The organism is Trichlorobacter ammonificans (assembly GCF_933509905.1).
Lineage (GTDB): Bacteria > Desulfobacterota > Desulfuromonadia > Geobacterales > Pseudopelobacteraceae > Trichlorobacter > Trichlorobacter ammonificans.
This window is the reverse complement of sequence record NZ_OW150024.1, coordinates 2,408,660-2,426,836: the sequence shown is the minus strand read 5'-3', so window position 1 is coordinate 2,426,836 and position 18,177 is coordinate 2,408,660. Positions and strand designations below refer to the sequence as shown.

Sequence of the window (18,177 nt, the reverse complement as noted above, 5' to 3'; positions counted from 1 at the left end):
GAACGGGCCGTTTTTTTCTCCGGAGGGGTGTCCGAGAGGTCGAAGGTGCTTGACTCGAAATCAAGTGTGCCGCAAGGCACCCAGGGTTCGAATCCCTGCCCCTCCGCCAGTACAAACAAGGGGCCAGCTCGCGAAACGCGAGCTGGCCCCTTTTATTTTCGTGCTGCTCGTTTACCCCAATTTTACCACAGCCTTGCTAAGGTGCCCCGAACGGTCCGCTCATCCGTTTCAGCTCCGCGCCAGCAGCAACCAGGAGAGGTTGAACCAGCCGTGCAGCAGGATGCAGGGAACGAGGTGCCGGTATTGCTCAAACTGCCGGCCCAGCGCCAGGGAGGGGGCGAGGGTCGCTGCAGCGGATATACCGTGAAACGGCAGGTGAGCCATCATGAAGAGCAGGCTTGTCAGCCAGTTGGCGGTTGATAAGCCGGCAATATGCCGGCTTCCTCGGGAGGTTTCATGCAGCCGTCGCTGTATGACGCCCCGGAAGAATAGTTCTTCCCAGAGCGGGGCGGCGATGAGCAGGTACCACAGGGGAACCGGCGAGAAACGGGGGACCAGGCCGGCATGCAGAGCCACTGCGGCCACCGGGACGGCGGCCAGAAAGAGCAGTGCGGTTTCGTATTGCTGCTTCATCACTGCGTCAGCCGCGGCCGTGCCGGCATCAGCACCAGGTCAGGAGGTGGGCCTGTTCGTGCAGGTGGGGGACGGACAGGAGCATGATCGAGCGCAGGACGTTCTTGACGGTGGCATACTCCTGCCGCAGCCGGGGAGCGGGGGCGACCGTACCGTTCAGCAGCGACAGCACCTTCGCCATCTGGGCCTGCAGATCGAACAGCCGTTCAGCCCGTTTGCGGCCGTGGGCTCCCATGGTTCCGGCCATGACCGGGTCGTGAGCCACGGCTTCCAGGGCTGCCGCAAGGGCGTGCGAGTCATTGGGGCGTACCAGCAGACCGGTGTCCCCATCGACGACAATTTCCGGTAAGCCGCCCACGGCAGTTGCGATGACCGGCCGGCCGAGTGCCATGGCTTCCGCTGCGGTCAGGCCGAACCCCTCCTTGCGGGAGGGCACGATCACCGCATCGCAGGCCGCCATCACCTCTCGGACATCCTTTCTGAATCCAGCGAAAACAATATTCTTTTCAATGCCGAGCGTCGCGGCGAAGCGGGCGAGCCGTTCCCGGTCCTTGCCTTCGCCAATCAGCAGCAGCAGGGCGTCGGGAACCGAGGCAGCAAGCTGCGCCATGGCTTCAATGGCCACTTCCTGCCCCTTTTCGGGAGAGAGGCGCCCGAAAACGCCGAAGAGCGGCGTATGGGTATCGTATCCCAGGGCATGCTTGGCTTCTGAAAGCGGCCGTGGCTTGAAGCGGACCAGATCGACACCATTGTGGATCACATGAATTTTTTCCGGCCGGACTCCCTGGGTGCAGAGGTGCGCCTTCACCGCTTCGGACACGGCAATAAGCGCGGTGGAGTAGCGGTAGCAGGTGGCGCTGTTGAGTCCGTGGACATGGGCCACTGAGGGAACACCAGCAAGCCGTGCGGCCAATGCGCCGAGCAGGCTGGCGGTGGAGAGGTGCGTATGGATGACGTTGAATCGTTCCTGTCTGATCAGGCGGGCCAGCTTGAACACGGTTACCGGGTCGACCTTGCCGCTGGTCTTCCAGGTGGTGGGGGTAAGGCCCCGCTCCCGGGAGTAGTCGACGAATGGCCGTCCGGCCGGGCAGAAAAGCCGAACATCGGCCTTCAATCCCAGAAATGCCCGGCAGGCGTTGACGACGAACAGCTCCGCACCACCAATGCCGGAAGGGGTAATGGCTTTCAGTATTTTCAAGGTTGACATGGCACCACCATCGTCTTGCGAACCGCCCTTCTGATCTTGCGTTTCAAGAGCGGTCCTATGGCATTCCAGCGAACGTTTATCCGGGGGATTTCATAGGTGCTTCTCGCTGCGGCGACCGTGCCGAGCACCGTGGATACGGCATTGCGGTAGCCGGCTGCACGGGCGGCCTCGATCACGCGCTGGTCGTGATCGCCATAGGGATACGACAGTGAGCTCACCTCCCTGCCCAGCAGGTCCTCAAGCCGGTGCTTCGAGTCGACCAGTTCGCGGCGCAACCGGTCGTCATCGAGGCCGGTGAGGTGAGGGTGGCTCAGCGTATGGGAGCCGATCTCGAAGCCGCGGTCCGCCATTTCCCTGATCTGGCCGAGGGTCATGATCCGCTCGACGCAGTCCCCCCGCTGACAATCCCACTGGTTGACCGTGCCGACGCTGTCGACCACGACGTAGAGCGTGGCCGTCAGTCCCCGCTCGACCAGTACCGGAAAGGCGTGTTCGTAGACGCTCAGGTAGGCATCGTCGAAGGTAAGGGCAAACGTATTCCGGCCGTCGGAAGGGCCGGTGATGGCGCGCTCCAGTGAAATTCCCTCCCACCCCTCCGCAGCGAGACAGCCGAGCTGCGAGCGGAAGAGCGGCGGTGCGACATACTGGCCCCAGACCAGGGAGGAGGGGCGGGGCATTCCTATCCGGTGATAGAGCAGTATGATCGAGGTCGCGGTGCGAACGGTGCCGGTTTCCCTGGTCGTCATGATCCGGTGGCTAATCCTTCGGGGATGCGGAAGCTGGACGGTACCGTCACGGTACCATCTGCAAAGGTGACATACTGTATCAAGTTTCTCTCATTTCGCAAGCATAGAAACTCCCCGGCGCGTGCCGGGGAGCGGCCGGCCAGACGGAGCCCGGCATCCCGGCCACGCCTGCCGGGATGCCGGAATCCCCGTTTTCATCAATGCCGCCGCCGGCGGGGCAGGAGCAGGTAGAGCACTGGCACGATCACGGTCATGGCCAGCAGGAGGTCGCCGGAGGTGCCGCTGCCGACAGCGCAGCCTCCTCCTCCTCCTCCGCCGTCGCCCGGGGATGCAGGCAGGGCGGCAACCGCAAAGGTCGCCTCGTCGATCCGCTGGAACGGACCGGTATATTCGTCGGCCCGTGCGCTTTTCTTGGGGTTGAACATGGTGCCCCGGTCGGAAACAATGGCAGTACCGCCGTTGTCGTCCACGACCACGGCGAATGAATACTCGCCCGGCTTGAGATCGTTGAGGGACAGAGTATAGATTCCGTCATTCGGTCGCAGGTCGCCGTGTTTCCCGTCATCGGAGAGGAGCACGCCAGAGCGGAGCGGGGTGCCGCTTTCGTTGTACACGGTGACCCGGACCCTGGCATGCAGAATCGGGCGCCCCAGCCTGAGGGAGACTTCCAGCAGATTGCCCAGCACCGGCCGCTGAATCACGTCGAGCTGCATCTGCAGTTCCGAAATACTGGCGGCCAGCATGCCGACTTCATTGCTCACCGCCGCCGAGGCGGTCAAGCGTGCGGTCCAGACGCCCAGCGAGCCGGTGTAGGTGTCCGGGTCGATCAGCCAGAGCCATCCGCCGTTCTCACTGTCCTCCACCAGGGTGATGCCGGCGGTGCTGCCGGTGACCTTCTGGCCCTTCGGATCGGTCAGGCTGGGGGAAAGCCGTGCAAAATCAGCTTTCGAAGCGCTCATGATGATCAGCGGTACCGGATCATGTCTGCCGACGGTGAACTGCATGCTGTACGACTGATTGGCGGCAAGGGCGGCCATGACCGACTCGTTGATGATGGCTGGAGCGTACCCTTCAAGCTCCTGCGTGGCCAAAGCCGCCCGGTTCTCCAGCTCCGCGGGGGAGTTGGCGGTGGTGAAGCTGCCGCCGGTGGCCTGACTGAGCTGGCTCAGGTACACCTGGCCATCGGCAGCGGATGACGGATCGGACGCCTTCAACGCCCGTGGTGCGGGCCGCTGTGTCGCTTTGGCGGCCGTGCGCGCTTCCGGGGTGTCGCTGTAGAGAATCTTCAACATGATGTTGTTCGCACGCAGCGTTGTCAGCAGTGACGCGGAGACGGGCTGGTTTGAAGCGGTCAGCAGATGGATAACGGAGACCTGGGGATTTTTGAGGGTGGCGCGGTATTTTTTCGTCTCCTCGACGGCACGCACAAGGGCATCCTGAAGAGCGACCGCTTTTCCCTGCGTCACGCCGCGCGCCTGCGTCGCGAGGCTGGTACGCGTGCCGTCAGTCACCAGAGTGCGCGGCACGGCGATATCGCCGCCGCTCAGCACCTCCAGGTAGCTCTGCGACGGCGTATGTTCCGTCAGCGTGGCGACCGCGTTCAGTGCTTCGGGCCAGCGTGCAGCCGGAATGTTTGCGTCCAGCAGCACCAGGTTGAGAATCGGCGCGTCGACCCAGACGATGTTCAGGGCTGCGTCATAGCCGTTCAGGGTACCCGTCTGGCCGGCCTTCAGATCGCCGGCCGACCGTACCCTTTTTCCCGCAAAGGCTTCGAACTGCTGGCGGCCGAACCCTTGCGCATACTCGGGATCACTGGTGGGAGCCGAGGTGAGGGTGTCCCAGATCGACTTGCCGTAGACGCGGTAGTGCGCGGTGTTCAGCCTGACAGCCGGGCCGGCATAGCCTTCTGCCGTGGAAAACCAGTTGGGATAGCTTGCATGCTGGTTCATGATAGAGGGTTGGGAACCGTCATCTTCGCCGGAGGGCATGTAGCTTAGTCCGGCTGCAATCAGTTGGCTGATGGTCTGGGCCTGGGCGCCCTGTTCACGGTATTCGTCCAGCAGGCCGTACACGTAATGCCCCGATTCGTGGGCCAGAACCGGTCCGGGGTACTCATCGACCTGGCTGTCGTCCTCGTAGACGTACATGGTGATCTGCTGGTTCGGTGTCTGCCAGCCGGCAATATTGGCCTCCGACCGTCCGGCTTTGGTGCCGATGTAGCGGATATCGGCGTTGGCCCAGGATTTCCTGTTCGTGTACACGTAGACGTTGCGCAGGCGGTGCAGGCCGTTGGTCATGGCATGCAGGGACGCGGCGTAGCTTCTCACGGCAGCCTCGGTTTCAGCCCTGGTCATGCCGCGGGGCGTGACGGACGTGTTGACCGTATCCGGGTTCCAGTCCAGAGAGATGGTGATGTCAATGTCGCCAATGCCCGTGCTTTGGTTGTGCTGCAGCATGCTGAGGGGGTGCAGTGCCGCGGCAGCCGGCAGGACGCTGCTGCAGACGAGCAGAACAATGCACCAGAGGGCGGTGAGGCGGACAGGCAGACGGTTGTACATGGTGGAGAGCTCCTTCCGGGTGGATGGTCCGCGTCGATCCCCGCGGCTGGGGTACAGTACCCTGTAGTGCCCATGCTGCAATGATGCCGGACACGGTAGAGTGCCCGGGTGCGGATGCGGTGGTAGTATTGAAGGGCAAAGCGGGCATGCGCAAAGGGCCTGCAGCTGGTTTCTGCAGGCCCTTGAGCGCAGCCGGGCGGTACGTCCGGGCTACTCCAGCAGCATGGCGTTGACCCGCGCCCGCACCTTCTGGCCTTCCCTGACGCTGGCTCCCGCTTTTTCGAAGAACCTGCCCGAAAGGCTGCCGTCCTCGATCTGCAGCTCGCCGAGGCTGGCCAGTACGGCATTACTGTCGTCAACCACTTCCACCGCCTGCTGCTTCTTGGGCACCTTGCGCAGTTTGCTGGTGTTGATCTGCACGTAGGCGATCCTGCCGTTAATCCGGCTGATGACTCCCATCTCGTAGCTGGGGTTGAAGCCGCTTCCCAGGCGGTCGGCGGCAGCCCGGAAGCCGATCGTGACCGCCCGCTTGAAGAACTCCTGCATCTTCTCCGCCCCCAGAACCTCTTTTTTGGGCAGCTTGGTTTCCAGTTTGCGGTCGTCGCTGTAGGATTTGACCAGCTCTTCCTGTCCCTTGGTGTTCATGAACTTGACATCGAGCCTGACCCGCGCCTTGAAGGTGACCAGCTTGCGGCTGGGGTCCATGTTCATGGGCGCTTCAAAGGAGCTGAGGCTCTCGATCCGTGGTTCCACGATGTAGGTTTCCTGGTCGGAAGCGTTCATCAACACCTTGGTGAAACGGCGGGTATTAGCCAGTTGCGCCTGGATGTCGCTCATCAACTCACCAGCCAGTTCGGGGGAGAGCTGGGACGAGAACTTGCCGTTTAAGTCCTTTTTAAGGCCGATGTCGTCAAGATTGACCGGTTCCAGAGCCTGGGTGGTCACCTGCTGGGCCTCGGTGACGTAGACCATCTCGGGAGCGGTGGCGCAGCCGGCGGCAAGCAGCAGGCCGCTGCAGAGGGCGAGAAGACGGAAATGACGAATCATGGTGTGCTCCTTCGGTAACATACGGGCTCCGTCAGGTGCCGGAGAGCACCGGACGGAGCCCGGAATATGCTGATCAGCGGTTCAGCAGACGGGCCAGCCGGACGGACGGTTCGCCCGCCTCCGGGAACAGGGCGGCGATCCGCTCGAGACGCTGCGCCTCCTGGCTGCTGAACGCCACGGCTTCACCGGCAAAGGCAAGCTGCAACTTGGGCTCCAGCTCTTTCAGTGCCGCCTCGGCCAGCTCGATCCGGCGCAGCGCTTCCTTGACCTTCTGCCCCTGTTCCGGCTCCTCTTCCTTCAACTGGTACTTGCCCTTAAGCTGCTCATACATGGTCTTGTAGACGGTGTACTGCAGTCCCAGATTGTCCTTGTAGATCCCCAGCGAGTTCAGCACCATCTTGATGCGGGGGAAGAGCATGGCGGCATTGTATGCCCCTTTCAGCCCTTTGAATTCATTGTTGATGTTGGGGAAGGCGCGGACGCCGTTCACCACGGCGCAGCCGATCTTGACCAGGGCGGCCATGGAGAAGTCGGCACCGGCAACCGATGCGGCGTAGACCTTGTTGGCCAGCTTGCCGTAGTTCTTCTCCATGGTGGCCATGTCTTCGGTTTTTTCCTTCAGGGCGGCGGTGATCGCCTCATCCTTCAGGGCCGGGTCCTTGCAGGCGGCCTTCTTGACCTCTGCGTCAACCGTCGCACTCGCCTTGCGCAGGAAGGCGTCGCACTGGGTATAGCCGCGGGCGGTCAGGGCGATTTCCGCCTCCAGGTTCAGCATCTCGTTCTTGTTGTTGGCAACGACGCCATAGGCCATCAGCGGGTTGCGGTAGACGTATTCGTGGATGGTGTCCGGCTTCTTGCGTCCGGCCAGTTCCCGGTAGTAGACGTCCTGGGGTTTGTTGCGGAAGAAGCGGACATCCTCCTTGCTGACGTGTTTGTCCAGCAACTCCTGACGCTCCTTGAGGAACAGGTAGAGGGCGCTGGTGGGACGGGGAAAGCCGGTTTCCGGATCAATCTCCAAGGGAACCGTGACCCCCTGGGAAGAGCCGAGCAGAGACAGTCCCATTTTCAATGCGGCACCGCCGGAGGGAGCACCCTGCAGATCGCTGGGCCAGGTGTCCTGCTCGGAGAGGGGGGACTGCAGCAGTACCCGGTTGGACAGCTTGATGGAGATGGCGGCGGACTCGAAGGAGTCCAGCGCCGCCATGACCGTCGGGTTCATCGATTCGACTCCGCATTCGAGGGCGGACATGCCGGTGGCGCAGCCGGAGAGGCCGAACAGTGCGAAGGCCAGCAGCGCGGCGATCAGCAGCTTGGCCTGGGCGGTGAGTGATGCGTGGTGCATGGGCGTCGTGTCCTTTGTGCTATGGGATGGACTTGCTATTTGAAGACGACCTTGTTGCCCTGGATTTCAGGGTTCCAACGCTTGAGCTGGGCATCCTTCTCGAAGGAGTCCATCAGCAGGTCCACCAGATCGCTGATCTTGCCGGCATAGTAGAGATCAACCACCATGTCCCCCTTGCCGCGGTTCTTCTGGCTCACGTTTTTCAACCCCTTGACATCTTCGCCCAGCAGCTTGAGCAGCTTGCGCTCCAGCCGGTAATCCCCCTTGGTGGGCAGCACCAGTTCAAAACGGGCGCCGCGGCGCTCCTGGGTCAGGGTCTTGGTGTTGAGCGCCGCCACCACTTCCTTGGCAAAGGCCTTGCCACCGGCAATGGCGGCCAGACGGATGGCCGCGGGGGCCTCTTCCTTTGAAGCGCGGGCCGCGCCGTCCGGGTTGCCCTCCCACATCAGGTCCCGGCTGGCCAGGCTGACGGTCTTGCCGGTCATCATGGCCCGATAGATGTAGGCACTGCCGCTGGGGGCCACGCTGACATCCACCTTGCCCAGCACCAGCCATTCACCCTTGTCGGCCAGCTGGTCGGCGATCTTGTTCATGTGCTGCACCATCTTGTTGTAATCGGCTTCCTCGGTGAGCGCCTTGTTGACCGCGTCGTCGTCGGAGTCGATCACCGTGTACTCGGCGGCGGTCAGGCTGCGGCGCACCTCGGCCCGTACGTTGTCCAGGATCATCGGGGCATCGCCGGTGTCCATCTTGCCGGGGATGATCATCACCACGATGCGGCGCTCCTCGTTCTTGCCGGTCACCGCCCCCTGACGCTTCAGGTAGGCCCGCACCGCCTCCTCGTTGATGGTGACCCGTATCTTGGCTTTCAGCTCTTTGCCGAACATCCCCGTCACCGAGCTTTCCAGGATTTCCAGATCCTTGACGTACTTCTCGTCGCCGGTGAGGTTCAGGGTGGCGGCCCGGTCGGGATAGACATCGCGCAGGTAATGCTCCAGGGCCTGCTCGCGGGCGCGCTGTTCGGCCTTTTTGCGGGCCGTGTATTCGTCGTCCTCCACCTTGATGGAGACGATCTCGGTATAGGTGCGGACTTCAGCCGCCGCCAGCAGCGGCGTCAGCAGCAGTCCCAGGGCGATAACCAACAAAAACAGACGTTTCATACGAACCTCCCGTGTAAATGGTTACTGGCGTTTCCAGGTGCTGCGGGCTCCTTCGGAGCGGACCAGCTTGAGGGACCAGCCCAACTGCTTGCCCACCTTGTTGACGGCGCTCTTGACGGCATCGGCACTGCTGCCGGACTTGATCTCGATGGTGGTCGTGCCGCCACCGGACTCGCGTTCCCGGATGTTTTCCATGCCGGGGATCGCCTGCAGCCCGCTCTTGAAGCCGGCGATCTCGTCCACGTCGGCCACGCCGTCCAGCACGACGATGAAGGTGCCGGCCCCTGACTTCTCACGTTTCCAGCTCTTCTTGATCGCGTCGATCATCACCACCGAAATCTTCTGCCCCACATCCTTGGCGGCCCGGTAGAGCGCCTCCTGGATGGTGCCGGCCATGGAGCCGGACTCCACATCCTTGCTGGCCACGATCCGCGAGGTGGAGGGGTTGATCAGTTGCGCCCGCAGGAAGATCTTCGCGGAACTGCCGGTCTGGTTCCAGGCGCCGACGCGGCCGATGCCGACGGTCTGGTAGTAGAGCACCAGGTCGGCGTTGTAGCGCAGACCGTAGAGGGCGGCCTTGTTGGTGTCCAGGTCCATTTCGTGAGTTTCCGCCACCTGCACGGCGAACTTCAGGGCCGAGGCCCGGTCGATCACGTCGAACCCCTTGTCCACCAGCACATCCACGATGGCACCGTAGGAGTTGTCGAAGAACGCCTCCAGGTCGGCCCGGGTCTGGCCCAGGGTGGCCCCCTGCGGCAGGTTGGGGTTGTACAGCACCATGATGCGCGGGTTGCCCATGGCGTCCTGCATCAGCCCCAGGGCATTGATCTCGTTTTCCAGGGCCTTCAGGTTGACGTCGGCCACCACCTGCAGCTCGTACCCCGCACCGGTGAACTCGGCATCTCCCTTCTGCACCACCCGGGCCAGCTTCCTGGCTTTTCCCTTCAGGGCGGCGGCGATCTTCTGCTTGTTCTTCTTGACGGTTTCCTCGTCCAGGATCTGCTTCACCGCCAGGTCGATGGCGCTGTTCAGGCCGTTGGTCACGGCGGCGTCCTCGGACGAGCCGCGGCCGGTGGCCGTGAACTGGTCGGCACGGGCAATGCCGCCGAGGGCAAGGGTCAACAGGAGTGCAAACGCGACGATCCGGTGCATGACGGCCTCCTAGAGCTTTTTCCAGGTGCTGCGGGCGCCTTCGGCGCGGACCTTCTTCAGGGACCAGCCCAGCTCCTTGGCGGTTCTGAGCACGTCGCGGTCAAGCTGGTCGCGCTTGCCCTTGTAGGCCGCCTCGAATGTGGTCTTGCCGCCGCCGGACTCAACCTCCTTGGCGCCGCTGGCCAGGGGGAATTTCTCGAACATCTCCGTGAATTTGGCGATCTGCTCCGGGTCCTCCACGCCGTCGATGACGATGGTGTACAGCGCGCCGTTCTGCTGCTGGTCCATCCAGTGCTTCTGCAGCACCTCGATCATCGGGTTGACGATCTTCTTGCCCCCTTCGCGGGCCGCCTTCTCCAGCGCCTGATCCACGGTCTGGCCCATGCCTGCCTGCTCCACCTTCTTGCTGGTGATCACCTGGGAGCGGGTGTTGTCGATCAACTGGGTCTTCACGTTCAGCAGCACGCTCTTGCCGATGGCTCCCTCGCGGACCACGCCGCTCACGTTGTAGAACAGGGTATACTCGGCATGGAACTTGAGGCCGTAGGCGGCCGCCTTGTTCAGGTCCACGTCGATCTCGTGGGTTTCGGCCTGCTGCATGGAGAAACGCTCCGCGGCTGCCTTGTCCACCACCCGGAACTGCTTGTCGGTGAGGGATTCCACGATACCGTTGTAGATCTCCTCGGTGAACTCCTTGTCCTTGAAGAGCTTGTCCTTGGACTTGTTGCTGAAGGCCACCAGGATGCGTGGATTGCCCACGGTCTTGCGCAGGATGGTCAGGGCGTCGATATCGTCTTTCAGCAGCTTGTTATCGACGTTGGCGGAGATGGTGATCACGAACTCGTCGCCGTTTTTCTGCTCTTTGACGATCTTGTAGCTGGTGACGTACCCCTTGCTGTGGGAGAGGATCTTGTCGTCAACCAGGGCGGAATCCACCACCGTGGTACTGGACTTGACCATGGTGCCAACCCCCTGCTCGACGGCGCGACGCATGGCGGTGGCCAAGGCTTGCTCCTTGCTGGGGCCTTCGCCGGTGGCGGTGACGGTGGCTGCCAGGGCAGCGGCGGTGCTCAGGATAAACACTCCCAGAGCCAGTAACAGAATGCGTTTCATGTGTGATTCCTCCTATCTGATTTTCCAGGTGCTGCGATTGCCTTCGGAACGGATCTTCTGCAACTGGACCCCCTGCTGGCCGGCCGCCCTGAGCAGCTCACGCTCGAACTGGTCCCGACGGACCTTGCAGATGACCTCCAGTGTTGCCTTGCCGCCGCCCGACTCCACCTCCCGGGCCGCAGCCACGGCGGGTGAGCGCTCGATGGCGCCGAGCAGCCGGTCCAGCACCTGCGCCCGTCCCTCCAGGACCAGCGTCAGGGTGCGCCCTTCGCTGCCGGCTTGGGCAACGTGCTGCTCGATTCCCTTTGCCAGCTGTTCGATAGCCTTGCGCCCGGCCGTCCGGGCCGCCTTTTCCGTGGCATCGTCCGCGGTATGACCGGTGGAGGATGCCTCCGCCGACTTGGCGGTGATGATACGGGCGCCGGTGTTGTCCACCACCTTGGCGCTGACCCGCACCAAGGCGCCGATCCCCCGTTCCGGGTCCTTGACGATGGTGGAAGTCTTGAAGTGGATGCTGTATTCGGCAAGGAACTTGAGGCCGTAGGCGGCGGCCTTGTTGAGGACGGGATCGATCTCGTGGGTTGCGGCGATCTGCATGGCGGCCTGCTCCGCCGCCTGGCGGTCAACCACCCGGTAGCCGCGGTCGGTCAGGTATTCCACCATGCTGTCGTACACGCCGGTCTGGGCGACCGCCTCCTTTTCCGAAGCGCCGCCCACGGCGCGGATCAGGAGCAGGCGTTCGCCGTCGGCCGGCTTGGAAGCCGCCAAGCCGCTACTGGCACCAAGGAACGTTACTGCGGTGGCGATCAGGAGAAAGAAACGTCGTTTCATTACATAGTCACCTGGGTGCGGTTGGGTATTCAGCAGGGTGGCGGCAGCATAACAAAGCTGGCCGGCAGTGTAAAGCATACCGACAATAAACATCTGATTGATCGTGATGGAACGGGATTACTGTGCGCCGTGCAGGGCATACGGTCTCGACAATGCCGGCTGAATCTGGTATACACCCTGAACCGATTCTGTCAACCGAATGGGGGTATTAAACCCCTGGTCCGGGGCAACCGGGATGAGTTGTCGTTTGTGCGCCCGTAGCTCAGTTGGATAGAGCAACGGCCTTCTAAGCCGTGGGTCAGGGGTTCGAATCCCTTCGGGCGTGCCATTTTAAAAGGGTCTACGAAAGTAGGCCCTTTTGTTTTGTGGTGCATTTTGGTGCATGGCCGCAAATCAACTCATTAACCTCACGAACTCCATCAGAAAGAAGCATCTCAACAGCTGCTGTCCGAGAAACGCCCGATTTCCTAGCAAAAAAGTCAATATCATCAATCAGGCGAGGATCAAGCCTGAAAGAAACCGGCTTACGTCGAGTCTTCATGGATATGTAACCTCCTCAGTTATTTTCTTGTCGCTGCCAGGAATAGAACGGGTAGCTCGCATCTCACGAGTGACGGCAAGGGCCGGACTGCGCTGCTCATGGGGCAGATCAGGAGGAGAGATACGTTCAGTGACATGACGGTCACTCAGGTGAACGGAGCGTGTAGCGTACATTTCGCCCGATGGCAAAGCGTGAATGTCACGCTTCTCGACAGGTGCAGGAGCAAAAGCTGAAGGAGAAGAAAAACTCGCCGGGGATCCTGGGGATCCTGGAGAGGGAGCAGAGAGATCAGGCCCGAAACATTCAACGGTACGGGTAGCACGATCAAAGTTACGGCACTTTGTCTGATCCAGGGTAACACCATTGACCATGTAAAGGGTACGAGCGCCGTCACGAAGGTACCCCTGGACGTGATAGGGCCGCCAGGATGGCAAAGAAGATGAAGGGGCAGCAGGGGAGCTAGAGTCAGGGAACACTGCCGGAGCAGCTACAGCAGAGGAGTTGCGGGGCTGAATAGCATGAGTCGGCAAGGGTTTAGCTGAAACAGGCTTACGCATAGCGTCAATCTGCTGTTGAGTCTGCTTCAACTTCTTGTCGGTACCGAAAACGTCGCCGGTGGCAAGGCTGCTCTTGGAGAACATCCAGATACAAAACGCAAGGACCAGGGGTATCGAATAGAAGATAGGATGACGAAGAATATTGGCATGCTGCATAAAGCCAACCTCCTTGGCATCCTTGGATGAATAGGACTTGTAGCAAGGGAAATACTTTGGATTGTACGTTCGGACGCTCTTGCTAAGAGGGGTCCCTCGATGCTCGTCGCCAGTATAAGCGTAGCAAAGGTATTTTCGCTTTACGGCACTCCCCAAGAAGTTGACCTGACGGAAAAGGTACGACCACTCGGTAAGAGATCTGACCTGTTTTTCGACCTTGTCAATGTCCTGAGTGATCAGAATGAGATCATAACCGGCATGGCGGTGAGTCGAAGCCCAATCGGCCATTTCGTTATTAGCCTGGCTTTGCCAGGAGCGGGCATTGAAATGTTTGTGGACTTCATCAATGACAATCAACGAGCCAGGGGGGCAAATATGTTCATCGACTGGAACGGTATCGACTGATCCATCAGGGAGGTGCAGCGTTTTGTTGACCCTACGGGTTTTCCAGAATTGAGCAACGTCAGGCTTTGAGAGGTAAATAAAAAGACGACCAAATTCATAATCATCAAGGTTAAATGCAGCCTTGATGTATTCGATGCATTTGGGATCATCCATGCCATCCAAATTGGTGCAAACGGTGCGACCAAGGCGAAGGTTGTCGATGATCTTCTTTACCGCTTCATAGCTCTTTCCAGAGCCCGGGGTGCCGACGTAGAAGACGATCATGGCTAGATACGGGTAAAGGCTGCTGGTATGAGGTTGAGAATCATGCGAACAACAAGAGCGTAAAAAACCATACTGAGGCCAGTAGGAATACCAGTAGCATTAATGACCCAAATCAAAGCTGGAGGAAGACCAGTCCAAGCGCCAGCAAGATTCGTAATAAGAGAACCAACATCAAGAGCACCAACAATTGAAACCACAGCAGTTAGGAGACCATCGAAAACAAAAAAGAAAGCAGCCTTAAGGACATAAAGGAAACCATCAAGAAGCCAAGAAAGAGCAGTTTTAAGAGTATTCCATACCGTAGAAAGCCACTGAACTATAGCAGGCATTAGCCACCTCCACCCTTTAGAGCAACTATGCGAATAGAAAGCCAACCAAAACAGATGAAAACGACACTCCTAAGAACAGTGAATGCGCTGAATAAAGTAGAAAAATCAAAAGTATGATGGCCAAATCGACCACCATCGAACGAAACAGAGGGATCACCACCCGAAGGGATGCCAGAAAAAAACTGATTAGGAAGGCTGAATAAAGAAGTAGCCTTCATATCAACGACAAACTGATTAAAACGAACGCCAAGATCAAAATTAGAACCGTCACCGTAAGGATCAGAAGAAAAACCACTGTCTCCCAAGGTCAAATCATCAGATTCCTGCTGCTTTTGCTTGGCATCAACTTCAGAAAGCTTAGCATCAGCATCGGCCTTGTCGGACTCAGCACGGGCAAGAGCTCGCTGAGCATCGGCCAATATCTGAGCGTTACCAGCAGAGGGATCAGTATTGTAATTGCCCTGAGCAACAGTAACAGCATTGCGGGCTGAATCGACAGCAGCACCAGCAGCAGATGAACGAGCCTGAGCAGAAGCAACCGACGCAGCTGCAGCATCGGAAGCAGCCTGCTGAGCCTGAATTTTATTATTGTAAGCGTCAACCTGGGAGGGAGTAGCAACCCTATACTGAGGAGGGTTCTCGAAGGGAAGACCAGTAGTGTCATCAGTAAAAACGGGAACATAATTGGGGTCCTGAAAGGCCTTGTCAATCTCCTGCTGATAGAGAGGCTTTACAGGGCCGGAGCCGCCGGAAATCTGAGAAGCGAACTCAGAGGGAGTAGCGGGACGAGTCGATGGCTTGGAGACAGGTTTGCTTACAGCATCAAACTCAACACTGCGATACTGAGAGCCAGGTTGACAAACACCACCGGAATAGCCGCCCCGCTGATCAGCGTAATAGAGTTTACCGCCAATAACTTGAAAGCCAGGAGTACCAACGCAACCAGAAGAAAAGCCAGTAATACGAGTGACTTCGTAATTTTGTCCATTATAACGGATAACGTCGCCGAGCTTCGTTGTGTCATCGACAGGGGGGACCGCATATTCGAGAGCGTTCTTCAGGTTAGGATACTTGGTAGGATTCGCAGTAATGACCCCCTTTAGGTTGTCATGCGAAATTTGAGCAGTAACAGAAACCTCATTAAGGTCGGCCTTGCCCGTGGATAGATCGATCCAGGCGACGCTAGAAGGACGGGATACCGAGCCGTCAGAGGAGGAAGTTGCGGGGCGATCAGGCAGCATAGCGTAGTAGAGGCCAGCAGCAGCGGCAGCAACGTGAAGAACAGCAGAGGTAACGAAGTACCAAGAAGGGATGACAGCAAGAGGAGCAAGCGCATGAGAAGGAGGGGAAAAGGCCAAGAAAGCGCAAAGAACAAAAGCTGGTAGTCTCAAAAATTTACGCTGCATAATAGTAACCTATTGTTTTAAACAACCATCTAACGAATCCAATAAGAAAAAAAAGAAGTAAGAATCCCAAAACTAGAAACCTGAATCTTATTGAAACAATATCAAGTTGCATATCAACGGCCCGCCTGATTGATGGATTTACGGATTATTGCAGCAACACCGAAGAGCATGGATATAGAAAGAAACGGAGTTGCAAAGGCGAAGAAATCAGACAACAGCTGAGCAGCATTGAATCCAGGTGGTAACTGAATCATGGTCAGTACCTCAAACTAGATGCGATAACAAAAGCGATCCCTACGAAAGCGCCGACAAGGAACGAGACGGTCTGAGTGATTATTGTCGGGTCCATTTGTGCAATCCTCATCTCTATGGAGTTGAGCTTATCCATGACCGCAGCCAACGACGTATCACCAGACGGAGGAGGCGGGCCAGGATCTGGAAGAGAGTTTGCAAAGTCCATGTAAGGAAGAGGCAAAACCACAGGGTACTGACCAGGAGGAACAGGAACGATAGAAGCGCTATAGAGGAGCCTGTCACCAGTTAAAGAGCCAACCTGAGATAAAAAGGGCAAAAAACAAGAGAAGATTACGGAGTCAGGAAGTATCTGAATGGAAGAAAGCTCACTGTAAAGGCCATCGGCAGAACCAGAAAACGGAAACGACGAAAAAACTGATGGTGCAGACTGGACAAGGTAGAAATTGCCGGAATTTTCAAGGTATGAACCGGGATGAACGGGCCAAACGCAAATCTCAGCAGCATAGGAAAGCTGAGAAAGCAGCAGAAAGGATATTAGGACAAGTCGAAGGCGCAGCATGACTTAGCCCCTGAAATGGCTGATTGCCCTGGAGGCAACTGATACAACCATACCAGCAAACCAGCCGATCATTACCAATCCAGCACCATAGCCCATCCATTGAAGATCAAGCTGCATGATCAGTCCCTTTCACGAAGCGATTCAAAGCAGTCACGACAAAGGTTGTCCTGGTAAACATCCTCACCGCAGCACGCGCAAGAAAGAGACAGCAGAATCGACTCAGAAGGGTCATCAACAAGAGGGAAAAATTTGTTGTGCACGTAAGACATGCCGCTTCCTGGTGTGCCGTAAACAAGTCGAATCATAGGTCCTCCGTGTCGTCATAGTCACAGTCGAATTCTTCAAAAAAACCCGGACAGGAGGAACAAGACGGAGGGCAGGAAGAGGTATAGCAAAGGTCACGAGCCTCTTCGCCACGACAAACCGGGCAGTCCGAAGAAAAAGAAGGAAGAACAGTAAAGCACTCAGAACAGCGAGGAACGGGAAGATCGAGAGACATAGTCAGTCCTCCGCATCCTCATCGTCATAGACGCCGTAATAGTCTTCATAGACCTTCTCAATGGCGCTACGGCAGCGAGAGCACAGACCATTGCCCCACGGGGCAGGATCACCACATTCACCGCAGGTGTAACGATCACCACCGAAATTACCGCCGAATTCAGGCATGACAACCTCCTAGAGATAGTTTGATGTATATGGACGCTTCGGAGCCGAAGGGCCATGAGAGTTGGTTTCAGATTCATAGGTGGCACGAAAGCGAGCGTACTTCTCCTTGTTAGCCTTCCACTGTTCATATTCATCGCGTTCGGACTTGCGGTTAAGCAGTACGTCAATGAGTATTTCCAACCCCTGGACAACCAGCAGTATGACGATCAGGCCGGTAAAGGCGATGCCGATGTCAAAGGACATGCCGGACACGCCGGAGTGTGCGGTTGTAAAGAGGTTCGAATAGTCAAACATGACAGACCCTTGAAAATGGGAGGGGCTGGAGTGCCCCTCCCGGTCGGTGAAAAATTAGGAACCAGCGGAACGGATACCACGCTTGACCAGTCGCGCACCCACAAACAGCAGCGGGATCAGAAGCGTGGCCATGAGCAGGGCCGCGACCTTGGTTTTCAGGTCAGCCATGTCAACAGCGGTAAACATGGCTTCAACGTCGGCGTCCAGTGCGGCGACGGACGGGGAGACGGTCATGAACAGCGAGAACACGGACAGGCAGACCATCAGGAATGCAAACTTCAGTTTGTCGATTGCTTTTTGAAACATCGGTACTTCTCCTTTCTTTGAGTTATATCCACCAATGCCGGCCGGTCATTGGGACGGATCAGCGCCCAAGCGAGCGTATGAGGATGCCCAAGCCGCAGATGATGAGGATCACGGAGATGATTCCACCAGCAGTGGCAAGGACGTCGGTACGGATGCCGGTGAAGTCGGCGGCCTGGATCAGCGGGGTCCATTCAGCACGAGCAACGCCGGGGAACAAGACGAAGACGGAAGCGAGTAGTGCAAAAAGAGGGAACATAGGCGTTCTCCTTTAAGCCGCCTTCTTCTCCAGGGCGGGGCCACCCTGAGGGACGGCGGTTGTATTCGACTGCACAGGTTGAATATCAAAACGACGGGATCCATACGAAAGGCCGTTGAAGTCGGACATTACGTATTCGATTTCATGCGCAACGACCTTGACGAAGGATCCCGAAACAAGACGGGAAAGCGAGGGGTCAGCGTAAAAGCTACGGACCTTCGTGGGTTTGCCGCCAGACAGCACCAGGACCGTCTGATGACCACTGGTTTTACTGATGGAGGAGCTGGCAAAGATGCCGGTGATGGTGATGGAGTCGGCAACTACGGGTTTTTGCTCGCTGGGGATGATCGGTACGGGTGTGCTCATGGTGTGTCTCCTTTGTTGGGTTTAGGCA

General features: G+C 58.4%; 21 protein-coding genes and 2 tRNA genes. 2 read left to right on the top strand and 21 right to left on the bottom strand.

Going from position 1 to position 18,177, the window contains the following annotated elements; translation table 11 throughout:
• Positions 1–21: 21 nt before the first annotated feature.
• Positions 22–109, top strand: a tRNA-Ser gene (locus RAK07_RS11080).
• Between the two features lie 119 nt (positions 110–228).
• Here RAK07_RS11080 and mrtJ read toward each other — a convergent pair.
• The 10 genes from mrtJ to RAK07_RS11030 all read right to left on the bottom strand — a co-directional run bounded on the left by mrtJ (position 229) and on the right by RAK07_RS11030 (position 11,789).
• A complete protein-coding gene (mrtJ, locus tag RAK07_RS11075; protein ID WP_305732894.1) occupies positions 229–633 on the bottom strand; it encodes a JDVT-CTERM system glutamic-type intramembrane protease MrtJ in 405 nt (134 codons plus the stop codon).
• Between the two features lie 28 nt (positions 634–661).
• Positions 662–1,840, bottom strand: coding sequence for a glycosyltransferase family 4 protein (locus tag RAK07_RS11070; protein WP_305732893.1), 1,179 nt, complete (start codon positions 1,838–1,840; stop codon positions 662–664).
• Positions 1,828–2,586, bottom strand: a complete 759-nt coding sequence (locus RAK07_RS11065; protein WP_305732892.1) for a polysaccharide deacetylase family protein — start codon at positions 2,584–2,586, stop codon at positions 1,828–1,830. The genes RAK07_RS11070 and RAK07_RS11065 overlap by 13 nt, the downstream gene beginning before the upstream one ends.
• Before the next feature lie 197 nt (positions 2,587–2,783).
• Positions 2,784–5,144, bottom strand: a complete 2,361-nt coding sequence (locus RAK07_RS11060; RefSeq protein ID WP_305732891.1) for a choice-of-anchor X domain-containing protein — start codon at positions 5,142–5,144, stop codon at positions 2,784–2,786.
• Between the two features lie 210 nt (positions 5,145–5,354).
• Complete coding sequence (locus RAK07_RS11055; protein ID WP_305732890.1) at positions 5,355–6,191, bottom strand: hypothetical protein; 837 nt, start codon at positions 6,189–6,191, stop codon at positions 5,355–5,357.
• Between the two features lie 73 nt (positions 6,192–6,264).
• Positions 6,265–7,533 (bottom strand): hypothetical protein, encoded by a 1,269-nt coding sequence (locus tag RAK07_RS11050; protein ID WP_305732889.1) that lies wholly within the window; start codon positions 7,531–7,533, stop codon positions 6,265–6,267.
• A 35-nt stretch (positions 7,534–7,568) separates the two neighbouring features.
• A complete protein-coding gene (locus RAK07_RS11045) occupies positions 7,569–8,693 on the bottom strand; it encodes a hypothetical protein (protein WP_305732888.1) in 1,125 nt (374 codons plus the stop codon).
• 21 nt (positions 8,694–8,714) lie between these two features.
• Positions 8,715–9,845 (bottom strand): hypothetical protein, encoded by a 1,131-nt coding sequence (locus tag RAK07_RS11040; RefSeq protein ID WP_305732887.1) that lies wholly within the window; start codon positions 9,843–9,845, stop codon positions 8,715–8,717.
• Between the two features lie 9 nt (positions 9,846–9,854).
• Positions 9,855–10,958 carry a hypothetical protein gene (locus RAK07_RS11035; protein WP_305732886.1) on the bottom strand — a complete coding sequence of 368 codons (1,104 nt, stop codon included), beginning with the start codon at positions 10,956–10,958 and terminating at the stop codon, positions 9,855–9,857.
• Between the two features lie 12 nt (positions 10,959–10,970).
• Positions 10,971–11,789 carry a hypothetical protein gene (locus RAK07_RS11030; protein WP_305732885.1) on the bottom strand — a complete coding sequence of 273 codons (819 nt, stop codon included), beginning with the start codon at positions 11,787–11,789 and terminating at the stop codon, positions 10,971–10,973.
• A 251-nt stretch (positions 11,790–12,040) separates the two neighbouring features.
• On the opposite strand from RAK07_RS11030, the gene RAK07_RS11025 reads away from it, so the two are divergent.
• Positions 12,041–12,117, top strand: a tRNA-Arg gene (locus RAK07_RS11025).
• A gap of 12 nt (positions 12,118–12,129) precedes the next feature.
• Here RAK07_RS11025 and RAK07_RS11020 read toward each other — a convergent pair.
• The 11 genes from RAK07_RS11020 to RAK07_RS10970 form a co-directional block, all read right to left on the bottom strand.
• Positions 12,130–12,330 (bottom strand): ribbon-helix-helix domain-containing protein, encoded by a 201-nt coding sequence (locus tag RAK07_RS11020; RefSeq protein WP_305732884.1) that lies wholly within the window; start codon positions 12,328–12,330, stop codon positions 12,130–12,132.
• The gene (locus RAK07_RS11015; RefSeq protein WP_305732883.1) at positions 12,327–13,712 is read right to left on the bottom strand and encodes a zonular occludens toxin domain-containing protein; all 1,386 of its coding nucleotides are present in this window, start codon (positions 13,710–13,712) and stop codon (positions 12,327–12,329) included. Before RAK07_RS11015 ends, RAK07_RS11020 begins: the two co-directional genes overlap by 4 nt.
• 2 nt (positions 13,713–13,714) lie before the next feature.
• A complete protein-coding gene (locus RAK07_RS11010) occupies positions 13,715–14,041 on the bottom strand; it encodes a DUF2523 family protein (protein ID WP_305732882.1) in 327 nt (108 codons plus the stop codon).
• Positions 14,041–15,447, bottom strand: a complete 1,407-nt coding sequence (locus tag RAK07_RS11005; RefSeq protein ID WP_305732881.1) for a hypothetical protein — start codon at positions 15,445–15,447, stop codon at positions 14,041–14,043. Before RAK07_RS11005 ends, RAK07_RS11010 begins: the two co-directional genes overlap by 1 nt.
• Before the next feature lie 113 nt (positions 15,448–15,560).
• On the bottom strand, positions 15,561–15,701 hold the full coding sequence (locus RAK07_RS11000) for a hypothetical protein (RefSeq protein ID WP_305732880.1): 141 nt from the start codon (positions 15,699–15,701) through the stop codon (positions 15,561–15,563).
• A 2-nt stretch (positions 15,702–15,703) separates the two neighbouring features.
• Positions 15,704–16,261 carry a hypothetical protein gene (locus tag RAK07_RS10995; protein ID WP_305732879.1) on the bottom strand — a complete coding sequence of 186 codons (558 nt, stop codon included), beginning with the start codon at positions 16,259–16,261 and terminating at the stop codon, positions 15,704–15,706.
• Between the two features lie 501 nt (positions 16,262–16,762).
• A complete protein-coding gene (locus tag RAK07_RS10990) occupies positions 16,763–16,927 on the bottom strand; it encodes a hypothetical protein (protein WP_305732878.1) in 165 nt (54 codons plus the stop codon).
• A 9-nt stretch (positions 16,928–16,936) separates the two neighbouring features.
• Positions 16,937–17,221 (bottom strand): hypothetical protein, encoded by a 285-nt coding sequence (locus RAK07_RS10985; protein ID WP_305732877.1) that lies wholly within the window; start codon positions 17,219–17,221, stop codon positions 16,937–16,939.
• Positions 17,222–17,275: 54 nt separating this feature from the next.
• Positions 17,276–17,527 carry a hypothetical protein gene (locus RAK07_RS10980; RefSeq protein WP_305732876.1) on the bottom strand — a complete coding sequence of 84 codons (252 nt, stop codon included), beginning with the start codon at positions 17,525–17,527 and terminating at the stop codon, positions 17,276–17,278.
• A gap of 58 nt (positions 17,528–17,585) precedes the next feature.
• On the bottom strand, positions 17,586–17,783 hold the full coding sequence (locus RAK07_RS10975) for a hypothetical protein (protein ID WP_305732875.1): 198 nt from the start codon (positions 17,781–17,783) through the stop codon (positions 17,586–17,588).
• A 12-nt stretch (positions 17,784–17,795) separates the two neighbouring features.
• Complete coding sequence (locus RAK07_RS10970) at positions 17,796–18,149, bottom strand: hypothetical protein (protein WP_305732874.1); 354 nt, start codon at positions 18,147–18,149, stop codon at positions 17,796–17,798.
• Between the last annotated feature and the right edge of the window lie 28 nt (positions 18,150–18,177).

Bases quoted from the DNA above. Each gene is read 5' to 3' on its own strand.
- RAK07_RS11015 (WP_305732883.1), bottom strand. From the start codon at position 13,712: ATGATCGTCTTCTACGTCGGCACCCCGGGCTCTGGAAAGAGCTATGAA.
- RAK07_RS11050 (WP_305732889.1), bottom strand. From the start codon at position 7,533: ATGCACCACGCATCACTCACCGCCCAGGCCAAGCTGCTGATCGCCGCG.
- RAK07_RS11020 (WP_305732884.1), bottom strand. From the start codon at position 12,330: ATGAAGACTCGACGTAAGCCGGTTTCTTTCAGGCTTGATCCTCGCCTG.
- mrtJ (WP_305732894.1), bottom strand. From the start codon at position 633: ATGAAGCAGCAATACGAAACCGCACTGCTCTTTCTGGCCGCCGTCCCG.
- RAK07_RS10980 (WP_305732876.1), bottom strand. From the start codon at position 17,527: ATGTTTCAAAAAGCAATCGACAAACTGAAGTTTGCATTCCTGATGGTC.
- RAK07_RS11060 (WP_305732891.1), bottom strand. From the start codon at position 5,144: ATGTACAACCGTCTGCCTGTCCGCCTCACCGCCCTCTGGTGCATTGTT.
- RAK07_RS11035 (WP_305732886.1), bottom strand. From the start codon at position 10,958: ATGAAACGCATTCTGTTACTGGCTCTGGGAGTGTTTATCCTGAGCACC.
- RAK07_RS11065 (WP_305732892.1), bottom strand. From the start codon at position 2,586: ATGACGACCAGGGAAACCGGCACCGTTCGCACCGCGACCTCGATCATA.
- RAK07_RS11000 (WP_305732880.1), bottom strand. From the start codon at position 15,701: ATGATTCAGTTACCACCTGGATTCAATGCTGCTCAGCTGTTGTCTGAT.
- RAK07_RS11030 (WP_305732885.1), bottom strand. From the start codon at position 11,789: ATGAAACGACGTTTCTTTCTCCTGATCGCCACCGCAGTAACGTTCCTT.
- RAK07_RS11070 (WP_305732893.1), bottom strand. From the start codon at position 1,840: ATGTCAACCTTGAAAATACTGAAAGCCATTACCCCTTCCGGCATTGGT.
- RAK07_RS11040 (WP_305732887.1), bottom strand. From the start codon at position 9,845: ATGCACCGGATCGTCGCGTTTGCACTCCTGTTGACCCTTGCCCTCGGC.
- RAK07_RS11010 (WP_305732882.1), bottom strand. From the start codon at position 14,041: ATGCCTGCTATAGTTCAGTGGCTTTCTACGGTATGGAATACTCTTAAA.
- RAK07_RS10990 (WP_305732878.1), bottom strand. From the start codon at position 16,927: ATGCCTGAATTCGGCGGTAATTTCGGTGGTGATCGTTACACCTGCGGT.
- RAK07_RS11005 (WP_305732881.1), bottom strand. From the start codon at position 15,447: ATGCAGCGTAAATTTTTGAGACTACCAGCTTTTGTTCTTTGCGCTTTC.
- RAK07_RS11055 (WP_305732890.1), bottom strand. From the start codon at position 6,191: ATGATTCGTCATTTCCGTCTTCTCGCCCTCTGCAGCGGCCTGCTGCTT.
- RAK07_RS11045 (WP_305732888.1), bottom strand. From the start codon at position 8,693: ATGAAACGTCTGTTTTTGTTGGTTATCGCCCTGGGACTGCTGCTGACG.
- RAK07_RS10970 (WP_305732874.1), bottom strand. From the start codon at position 18,149: ATGAGCACACCCGTACCGATCATCCCCAGCGAGCAAAAACCCGTAGTT.
- RAK07_RS10985 (WP_305732877.1), bottom strand. From the start codon at position 17,221: ATGTTTGACTATTCGAACCTCTTTACAACCGCACACTCCGGCGTGTCC.
- RAK07_RS10995 (WP_305732879.1), bottom strand. From the start codon at position 16,261: ATGCTGCGCCTTCGACTTGTCCTAATATCCTTTCTGCTGCTTTCTCAG.
- RAK07_RS10975 (WP_305732875.1), bottom strand. From the start codon at position 17,783: ATGTTCCCTCTTTTTGCACTACTCGCTTCCGTCTTCGTCTTGTTCCCC.